This window comes from Saccharopolyspora rectivirgula DSM 43747 (genome assembly GCF_000497205.1).
Taxonomy (GTDB): Bacteria; Actinomycetota; Actinomycetes; order Mycobacteriales; family Pseudonocardiaceae; genus Saccharopolyspora; species Saccharopolyspora rectivirgula.
This window is the reverse complement of sequence record NZ_AYJW01000044.1, coordinates 23,021-32,341: the sequence shown is the minus strand read 5'-3', so window position 1 is coordinate 32,341 and position 9,321 is coordinate 23,021. Positions and strand designations below refer to the sequence as shown.

At 69.1% G+C, this 9,321-nt stretch carries 6 protein-coding genes; 1 reads left to right on the top strand and 5 read right to left on the bottom strand.

Annotated features, from left to right (window positions below; translation table 11 throughout):
* Nucleotides 1–119: 119 nt before the first annotated feature.
* The 3 genes from SREC43747_RS0113065 to SREC43747_RS0113055 are packed head-to-tail and all read right to left on the bottom strand — an operon-like array spanning nucleotide 120 to nucleotide 4,094.
* Nucleotides 120–1,085, bottom strand: coding sequence for an alpha/beta hydrolase (locus SREC43747_RS0113065; protein ID WP_236623174.1), 966 nt, complete (start codon nucleotides 1,083–1,085; stop codon nucleotides 120–122).
* A 45-nt stretch (nucleotides 1,086–1,130) separates the two neighbouring features.
* Nucleotides 1,131–2,630 carry an FGGY-family carbohydrate kinase gene (locus SREC43747_RS0113060; RefSeq protein ID WP_029721715.1) on the bottom strand — a complete coding sequence of 500 codons (1,500 nt, stop codon included), beginning with the start codon at nucleotides 2,628–2,630 and terminating at the stop codon, nucleotides 1,131–1,133.
* A gap of 48 nt (nucleotides 2,631–2,678) precedes the next feature.
* On the bottom strand, nucleotides 2,679–4,094 hold the full coding sequence (locus SREC43747_RS0113055; protein ID WP_029721714.1) for an L-fucose/L-arabinose isomerase family protein: 1,416 nt from the start codon (nucleotides 4,092–4,094) through the stop codon (nucleotides 2,679–2,681).
* Nucleotides 4,095–4,331: 237 nt separating this feature from the next.
* Between SREC43747_RS0113055 and SREC43747_RS0113050 the strand changes: the two genes are divergently transcribed.
* Complete coding sequence (locus SREC43747_RS0113050; RefSeq protein ID WP_029721713.1) at nucleotides 4,332–5,327, top strand: LacI family DNA-binding transcriptional regulator; 996 nt, start codon at nucleotides 4,332–4,334, stop codon at nucleotides 5,325–5,327.
* A 63-nt stretch (nucleotides 5,328–5,390) separates the two neighbouring features.
* Here the strand turns inward: SREC43747_RS0113050 and SREC43747_RS19855 are convergent, their stop codons facing one another.
* Both SREC43747_RS19855 and SREC43747_RS0113040 read right to left on the bottom strand, forming a co-directional pair.
* On the bottom strand, nucleotides 5,391–7,790 hold the full coding sequence (locus SREC43747_RS19855) for a glycoside hydrolase family 172 protein (protein WP_236623173.1): 2,400 nt from the start codon (nucleotides 7,788–7,790) through the stop codon (nucleotides 5,391–5,393).
* A gap of 526 nt (nucleotides 7,791–8,316) precedes the next feature.
* Nucleotides 8,317–9,318 carry a substrate-binding domain-containing protein gene (locus SREC43747_RS0113040; RefSeq protein WP_029721711.1) on the bottom strand — a complete coding sequence of 334 codons (1,002 nt, stop codon included), beginning with the start codon at nucleotides 9,316–9,318 and terminating at the stop codon, nucleotides 8,317–8,319.
* Between the last annotated feature and the right edge of the window lie 3 nt (nucleotides 9,319–9,321).

Genomic DNA, 9,321 nt, shown 5'->3' with positions numbered 1-9,321 from the left:
CGCAACGCGGTGGAGCCGCTGGCCGAGGCGGCGGGCGCCGGCGATGTGGACGCGGTGCGCCGGGACGACGAAGGCCTGGTGACGGGGGCCGGCGAGGTGGACGGGAACTCCTCGCCGAACTAGACGTTGTCGTCCAGGAAGGACACCATTGTGTCCACAATGGTGTCCAAGTGCGGCCCGGTGCCGAAGCCGTGCCCGAGGGATTCGTACGGGTGCATCTGCACTTCGACTCCCCGCAGGCGCAGTTCGGCGGCGAAGTCCAGGCTCTGCTCGATGGGGACCATCTGGTCCGCGGCGCCGTGCTGGATCAGGAAGGCCGGTTCCGCGCCGGAGATGTGCTTGACCGGGCTGGAGGCGTCGGCGACCTCCGGGCATTCCACCGGCAAGCAGCCCAGCAGCTGCCTGATCACGCCGTGGGCGTAGTCCTGCAGTTCCGGGTGCTCGAGCTGCTGCTGCGCGCTCATGTCGGTGGGGCCGAACCAATCCACGACCGCGCGGATGCCGGGCAGCCCGCCGCCCGGCTGCTGGGGGTCGTCGGTGACCGCGCCGAGTTGGGCGACCAGGTGCCCGCCGGCGGAAGACCCCCACAGCACCGTCCGTTGTGGATCCAGGTTCCACTCCTCGGCCCGCCGCTGCAGCCAGCGCACCGCATCGCTGATGTCGACGACCTGGGCCGGGGCTTTGGCGACCTGGGTCAACCGGTAGTCCACAGAGGCCACGGCGTAACCGGCTTCCAGCAACCGCTGGGTGGCCACGGCTTCCGCAGCGCGCAAGTTGGCGGTCAGCGAACGGCTTCCGGCGTTCCAGCCCCCGCCGTGGGCGTACACCACGAGCGGCCGCGGCGCGGAGTCGTCGGCGGGCAGGTAGAGGTCCAGTTGCAGCGGCCCGCTGTCCCGCTGCGCGTAGACCAGCCCCGTCAGCACCCGATCAGCGCCGAGCCGGGGCTCGGCCACCGGCGCGGGCGGGGACTGGTTGGCGTCGGAAACCCCGGAGCACCCCGCTGCGGTGAGCGCGGCGACGACCGCGAGAGCGGCCAGCGAACGCCGCACCGCCATGGACAACCCTCTTCCCAACAACCTGATCACCCAGAAGGGTGAGCTTAACAAGATCAGGTCGTCGGGATGGGCGGTTCAGCCGTCCTGGTCGGCCACCCGTTGCTGCTCGGCGAGGAAGTGAGCGGTGCGGGCGGTCGCGTCGTACAGCTGGCGGTAGTGCTCGTAGAAGGCCTCGTAGCGCTCGGTGTTCTCCGGAATGGGCCGCACCGTTCGGGTCACCGGGTTCCAGTCGTCCACCGCGACCGCCGTCGAAGTGGCGATGCCGGCCAGCAGCGCGTCCCCGTAGGCGGCGCCGATCATCTCCGCCGGGATCTGCTGCTCCTGCCCGGTGATGTCCGAGACGATCTGGGTCCACAACCCGCCCTGGGTGCCGCCGCCCACCGCGACCAGCCGCTGCGCGCGCCCACCGGCGGCGTTCATCGCCTCCAGGTTGTGCCGCACCCCGAAGCCGATCCCTTCCAGCGCCGCCCGGTACAGCTCGGCCCGCCCGTGGCGGAGGGTGAGTCCGGCGAGGACACCGCGCGCGTCCGGGTCGAAGATCGGCGTCCGCTCCCCGGCGAAGTACGGCAGCAGCAGCAGGCCGCGGCTGCCCGCCGGCACCGTTCCCGCCTCCTGCACCAGTTCCGCGAAGTCACCGTCCACCAGCGAGCGGAGCCACTCGGTGACCGCCCCGGACGTGGCCATCCCGGCGGCCAGCGTGTAGGTGTCCGGGTAGGCCCCGCAGGTCCCCCACAGCGCCGGGTGCGGGCGCGGGTCGGTCAGCACCTGCACGAAGAACATGGTGGTGCCGTACATCAGCATGGTGTCGCCGGGATCCCGCACCCCGACGCTGGTGGCCTCGGCCCACGCGTCGACCGTGCCGGCGGTGACCGGCAGCCCCTCCGGCAGCCCGGTTTCCGCCGCGGCCTGGGCGGTCACCCGCCCCACCACCTCGGTCGGCCACGCCAGTTCCGGCAGCTGCAGGTCGGGCGCCACCTGCTGCGCCCAATCGGTCGCCCAGTCCCGCGCGTGCAGGTCGTAGATCGGGTCGCACTGGCTGGCCGAGTGGTGGTCCAGCACGTAGCGCCCGGTCAGCCGGTGCACCAGGTAGGAGCTGCACATCAGCAGCTTCTCGGTGCGCTGCCAGACCTCGGGCTCGTGCTCGGCCAGCCAGCGGATCTTCGGCCCCACCGCCTGGCTGGAGAGCGCCGAACCGCAGCGGCGGAGGATCTCCTCCGCCCCGAACTCCTCGGTGAGCTCGTCGATCTCCTTCACCGCCCGGGTGTCCACCCCGTAGAGGATCGCCTTGCGCAGCGGGTTGCCCGCGCCGTCCGCGGGCAGCAGGACCGGGCCGATCCCGCTGACGCCCAGGCCGGTGAGCTCCCGCCCTTCGGCCGCGGGCAGCAGCTCGCGCACCAGGGCGACGAAGTCGTCCCACCACACCGACTCGGCGTCGTGCTCGACCCAGCCGGGGTGCGGGTATTCGGTGACGTGCTGCCGACTCGCCTTGGCCAACACCTCGCCCTCGGCGGAAACCAGCACGCCCTTGGAGCTCGAGGTGCCGATGTCGATTCCGAGCAGCACCGACTCGGTCATGGCGATGCCTCCCTTGCCTGCCACGCCGGCGATCGTTCCGGTCCCGGGTCAGCTGCGGCTCCACTCGTCGAGCCGGATGCCCAGCTGGGCGCACACCGCGCGCACCGCCGGGCGGTGGTCGCCGGGGACGGCGTGGATGTGGTTGGCACCGAACTTGGACAGGAACAGCTCACCGGGCGCGTCCAACCGGGCGAACGCGTGCGGCCACTCCGGAGTGGACTGCTGCACCAGGCTCTGGTTGGTCTGCTCGTCGTAGCTCTCGAACTCCCCGAGCATCAGCTGCATCCGGTACTCGCCGTTCTCCCGGGTGAGCCGGCCCAGGGTCATCTGCCCGGGAGCGGCGATGTGCTGCACGGACGCCCCACCGGCCGGGAAGAAGAACACCTCCGGGTAGAAGTTGACCCGGGAGAGGTTCTCCTTCGGGTCGTCGCTGCGCGCGGCGTACCAGGTGGCGTGCTGCCCGGAGTTGCACAGGTCCCAGATGTCGCGGTCGGCGTGGTAGTGCCGCACGTCGGCGAACAGCACCGGGGTGTTGGCCACCGACTTGAACAGCTGCATGGTGAGCGCGCCGTCCATGTCGGCTTCGGTGGCGCACACGTGGGGTTCCTTCGGCCCGTTCCAGTCGTACGGGTCGTTGAGGAACGCCTCGGTGACGTCCATGGTGGCGAAGTTCTCCGTCAGCTCCGGCTGCGCCTTGATGCCGGAGAAGTCCAGGTTGCGCTCCTCGATGATGTCGCGAATGGCCAGGTAGGAGCGGATCTGCCGTTCCAGCAGCTCCGGGGTGAGCCGCTTGCCGTCGTAGTGCACCCCGGCCGCGTTGGCCTCGATCCACTCGCGCGCCTTGCGGGCTTCGGCCGGGTCGGCCTTCTCGGCGCGCAGCACCAGCTCGTACTGGTCGATCTCCTCCACGTCGATGCCGAACAGCCGCTGCCACTGGTCGGTGTTGGCCACCGCGGTGTTCATGCCCATCGGACGGCCGCCGAACCGCCCGAAGGTGGAGCCGCGCAGCGACTTGACCGCTGCCGCCGCGGTCGCCTCCACCCCGATCTTCTCGACCAGCTCGGCGTCGTCGGGGGCGCCCCAGGCCCTGGTGTGCTGGCGGCCGATCTGGTCCAGCGCACCTCCGGCGGCGAGCATCCCGACCAGGCCGGGTTCGGTGGGGTCGGTGCTGGCGACCAGCACCAGCGGACTGCTGGTGACCGCGGAGGCGAGCATCGTGAAGTGCGGGAACGCCCACACCGCGTAGTAGAGCACCGTGACGTCGACATCGGCCGCGGCCACCTTGCGCGCCACCGAAGTGGCCAGCGCGTTGGTGCTCACCAGGTCGTCGCCGACGACGACCTCGTGCCCGGCGTTCCGCAGCGCCTGCACCAGAGCATCCTGCTTGGACTGGATGAAGTCGGCGTTGCGGGCGTGAACGTGATCACGACCGTCCGAGATGCTGATGACACCGATGCGAGCCACGGTTCCTCCGAGATCCAACAGGCGGCATTGACTGCTACCGGGCGGCTGCGAGCAGCCCCGCCGTGCTCCCGCACCAGAACAACAGCGGATTCTTGCGGCTCGCACAGCCGGAGCGCTGCATCCGATATCGATCTAAAGGATGGTGAGCAATCGTTTTCTCGAACGCTATTCTGGCTGCGAGGGGCTGTCAAGGCTGGTCTACCGTGATCACGCGGGAAGAGGACAACAGGAGGTTCCGTGGCGACGATCAGCGATGTGGCCGCCCGGGCCGGGGTTTCCACCGCGACGGTTTCCCGCACCCTCAACGGAAAGACCACGGTAGACCCCGCCCTGGCCGCCCGCGTGCTCGCGGCCGCAGCAGAACTCGGCTACCGGCCCAACGGTCCGGCGCGCAACCTGCGCAAGCAGGAAACGGCGGTCATCGCGTTAATCATCTCCGACGTGGAGAACCCGTTCTTCACCGCGATCGCGCGCGGCGCCGAGGACGTGGCGCACTCCGCCGGGTACTCCGTTGTCCTCTGCAACTCAGACGACAACCCGGACAAAGAACGCGAATACATCGATGTGGCGCTGCAGGAGCGGATGGCCGGGGTGCTGCTGTCGCCTTCGGGCCGCAGCGCCAACGTCGAACCGCTGCTCCGCAGCGGCACCCCCGTGGTCGCGGTGGACCGCCCGCTCCCGGGTTCTGCGGGTGACGCCGTCCTGGTGGACAGCCGGCTCGGCGCCAAGCAGGCCACCGCGCACCTGGCCGAGCAGGGCTACCAGCGGATCGGCTGCATCACCGGGCCGAGCGGGGTGCTGACCGCCGACGAACGACTGGCCGGCTACCGGGAAGGACTGCGCGCGGCGAAGCGGAGCACCTCCAACGCGCTGGTGCGGCGCAGCGAGTTCAAGGCCGCCGGGGCGAAACGCGCCGCCTACTCCCTGCTCACCCAGGCGAACGCGCCGGACGCGCTGCTGGTGGCCAACAACGCGATGGCGGTGGGCGTGCTGGAGACCATGGCCGAGCTGGAGTTGCGCCCGGGGCGCGACGTCGGCGTGGTGGTGTTCGACGACGCCCCCTGGACCACCCTGCTCGACCCGCCGTTGACCGTGGTCGCCCAGCCCGCCTACGACATGGGCACGGTGGCCGCGCAGCTGCTGCTGAGCCGGATCAGCGGGGAGCGCACCGAGGCCACCACCACGACCCTGTCGGCCCATCTGGTGGTCCGCCAGAGCAGTTCGCGGAACTGACCGCGCAAAGAGGCGGGGAGCGCCGACCACGACGGGCCGGCGCTCCCCGCACCGGGTGGGTGCTCAGCGGGAGAGCACCCGGTAGCTGGAGGCGTTCCAGGCCGGTGCTCCGGCCACCGGCACCAGTTCCACCCGGACCGACTGCTTGCCCGCGGTCAGCTCGGCCGGGACGTCGAAGCTGTCCTCCAGCCAGCGGTGGTGCGGGTTGCCCAGCGGCTGCAGCCACCGGCCGGCCGGTCGACCGTCGATGCGGACGTCCACGGCCTGGTAGCTCTCCGCCTGGTCACCGACCCGCACCAGCCGGATGCCCTGGTTCTCCGGGTCCACCGACGCGCTGAAGGAGATCGGGCCGGTCGCCTTGGTGGTCGTCCGGGTCATCGGCTCCGGGCTGCGCCCCCCTTCGAAGGTGGAGGTGACCTCCTCCGCGGACTCCCCTTCGGCCAGGTAGCCGTGCTGGGTGCGGCTGGCTTCGCTGGCCAGGTCGATCTCGTCGGTGAGCTGCAGCTCGGCCGGCAGCCCGCCGTACCAGTAGGCGGTGGAGCTGTAGAGCCCCGGTTCGTCGTTGTTCGGCCCGTGCTCGATGCCGGCCAGCAGCCCGTCGGAGAACGGCACCGCGTCGTTGAGCAGCAGGCGGTAGGCACCTGTGCAGTCGTACTGGCAGCCGTCCACGCTGAGCTCGTGGGACGGGTTGCCGGCCAGCGGCATCGAGAACGTGGTGCCGTCCCGGAAGTACCAGCCGGACTCGTAGAAGTCCTCGCTGCCGGTGCCGTGCCAAGCCGGGCTCTTGGACCCGTCGACGTAGAACCGCTCGTCGCCTTCCAGGTAGTTGCGCTGGTTCGCCTGCTGGCTGCGCACCGAGTGCGGCTGGTTGTCGGACTTCACCTGTCCCGGTGGGATCAGGCCGCGCATGCTGTGGGTGACCCCGTAGAAGGTTCCGGACCCCTCGACGTCGAGGAAGACCCAGTCCTGCCCTTCGGTGGTGTGCGCGGCGCGGTGCGTGGCGTGGAAGTACGCGGTCCCCGGCGGGATGTCCGCCGACGCGCTGGTGACCTCCGCGGTGCCCTCGGTGACCGGGACGTCGCCGGTGTTCACCAGCTCGACCCGCGCGTTCTGCCGGAACGGCATGGGCCACCAGGACGTGTACCAACCGTCGAGTCCGGGGTCCACCGAGCTCATCAGGGTCCGGACGTCGTGCTCGCCGAGACCGGTGCCGAAGAACTCGCCGATCGGCGCGTCCACGGTGGTCTTGCCGTCGAAGGTGATGCGCAACCGCACCTTCTCCAGCACTTCTTCCGACGCCGCCACTTCCTCGGGGTCGGACGGGTAGCGGCCGAGCAGTTTGGTCCGGTGGAACACCGGGTTGTCGATCCGGTAGTTGTGCGCCATTTCCTCCCCGGGGTGGCTGGGCCCGAGGTCGAGCACGTCGGTGCGGACCCAGTCCCCGCCGACCTTGCTGTGCACGTCGTACCGGAACTCGTTGACGTCCAGGGAGGAGGACACGAACCGGTTGGATATCTCCACTCTCGACTTCCCGGCGGTGATGCTGGCCGGGATCTCCAGGACCTCCACTCCCCATTCACCGGGGCGAGCGGGCCCGCTGCGCCACTGCCCGACCGGTTGGCCGTCGACGAACACGTCGGCGGTCTGGTCGGCGATCTGGGCGTCGTAGCGCCGGATCAACCGGATGCCCTCGTTGTCGGGGTGGACGCGCATGAAGAACCGGCTGCCGCCGCCCTCGCCGTAGGCGTGCCCGTCGTCGACCACCTGCGGCGCTGGAGCCACTTGCGGGATCCGCAGGCGCAGCTGGGAGATCTGCTGCGGGCCGGACAGCTCCGCCAGCGTCGTCGAACCACCCGGCGGCAGGGCGAAGTCCCGGCGCTCGGTTTCCGCCCGCGGCGCAGCGGGTTTGGGGTCGGCGACGCCGAACCGGCGCAGTCGCGCCAGCACGTCTTCGGCGCGGTCTTCGGGGTTGAAGGACCGCACCTGCTGGCCGTCGGCGAAGGTGCGGTAGTTGACGTGGTAGAAGTACGGGTTGTTCTCGACCGTGATCCGCATGGATTTCCGGTACGGCATGGGGACCTTGATGACCGCTCCGCCCGCGGCGTCCTCGGCGTTGCCGACCAGCGGCCATTCGTAGGGGGCTCCGAGCCGGCCGCTGACCACGTCGATCAACGGCGCGTTGAGCACTTCCCGGCCGTCCAGGTCGATGATGATGTTGCCGGTCCCCGTGACGTCCCCCCACGGTTCCCGGGTGAACCAGATGGAAGTGATCTCGCCGGCACCGGCGTGTTCGGCGATCACGCAGCCCTGTTCGGTGGTGCGCAAGCAGGAATAGGTGCCTTCGAACCCGTCGTTGTTCCCGCCGGTGCGGTCGAAGCTGGAGAACTGGCGGCTCTGCTGGGCGGGCCGCGGTTGGTACAGCTGGTCCAGGTTCCGGTAGGGATCCCAGCCCGTTCCGGTCATGGCGGGTGGCTGGCCCGCCACTTCTCTCGACGTGAATCCGGCATCAGCGACCAGTGCCGCTGCCGCGAGCGAAGCGACGCTGAGGAAGACCGCGGACCGTCTTCCCCGACGCGGACTGCTCCGTGGCGCCGTTGCTGAGCCGTCTCTCATCCTGCTCGCCCTCCCTACACCGGCCGTCTAATTGAGACAGGGTGCGACCGCGCGGTTTGGAAAATTGATCAACACCGCCGCAGAAGATCGTGTGTGCACTCAGCGCCGAACTGTAATTAGGAATTCTCCTTTTGCACAACGAGCGACATAGGGGTCGGCTCGAAGCCAAGCGGAATTCACTCAATACGATGATCAGCGCGGAAAACTGCGGGAACAACCACCATCCAGGTGTTATTACTGAATTTCCTGGTGGTGATCGCGCGGACGAAAAAGGGAGGCTTTCTCCGGAACCGCCGAAGAACACCTTTCCGGGTGAATCCACGAAAAGGCCGCGGGGTGCATCGCACCACCGCGGCCAGCAATCGCGAAGTCCGGCTCAGCGCCGATTCAACCGCTCGTAGACCTCCGCCGCATTCTCTTCGGTGATCAATTCGGTCTCGAGAATTTGCGTTTTTTCCACCGGCTGGCAGTCGATCAGAATCTTCTTCGCCGTCTCCACCGCTTCCGCGCCGCCCGTCGGGTAGAGGTTGGTGGCCGCCAGCCTCCCCTCTTCGACCGCCTTGATACCGCCCGAGGGGATCGGCAACCCGTCGATGCCGACGAATTCCAGGTCGTGCCGACCAGCCGCCTGCGCCGCGAGGTAAGCCCCCTCGGCCATCGGGTCGTTCTGCGCGTACACCGCCTTGATGTCCGGATGCGACTTCAACAGCGCGTCCATCTTCTCCTGGGCCACCGAGCGCTCCCACTCACCATCGGCGGTGGCGACCACTTCGATGTTCGAGCCCGCTATCCCCTCCATGAAGCCCTTTTCCCGCTCCGCGGCCGGGGTCGAGCCGGAAAGTCCCTTGATCTGCACGATCTTGCCGCCCTCGGGGAGCAGCGTGTTCTTGAAGTACTCGCCGGCCTGCCGACCGATCGCCACGTTGTCGGCCCCGATGTAGGTGGTGTAGGCGTCCCCTTCCACCTTGCGGTCCAGCACGATCACCGGAATCCCGCGGTTGTAGGCCTTCTTCACCACATCGGTCAGCGGGGCGGCCTCGTTTGGGGAGATCATCAGCAGGTCGACCTGCTTGGTGATGAAGTTCTCGACGTCACTGACCTGTTTGGAGTTGTCCTTGGCGGCGTCCGCGAACTGCACCTCGAACTGGGGGACTTTCTCGGCCGCCTTGCGGATGTCCTCATCCATCCGCACCCGGTAGGGTTCGGCGAGGTTGGCCTGGCTCATGCCGATCGTGTAGTGGGCGTCCGGCCCCTTGCAGGCCTGCGTCGGGTCCTGGGCGTGGACCTGACCGCTGTTCTCGCTGGTGGTGCCGCACCCGGCGGCGCCGATGGCGGCCACAGTGCACGCAGCGAGCAGGGACTTCACCGTCTTGCGCATCCG

Excerpts from the sequence above, each read along its gene's own strand:
- SREC43747_RS0113040 (WP_029721711.1), bottom strand. The coding sequence starts at position 9,318 with ATGCGCAAGACGGTGAAGTCCCTGCTCGCTGCGTGCACTGTGGCCGCC.
- SREC43747_RS0113060 (WP_029721715.1), bottom strand. The coding sequence starts at position 2,630 with ATGACCGAGTCGGTGCTGCTCGGAATCGACATCGGCACCTCGAGCTCC.
- SREC43747_RS19855 (WP_236623173.1), bottom strand. The coding sequence starts at position 7,790 with ATGACCGGAACGGGCTGGGATCCCTACCGGAACCTGGACCAGCTGTAC.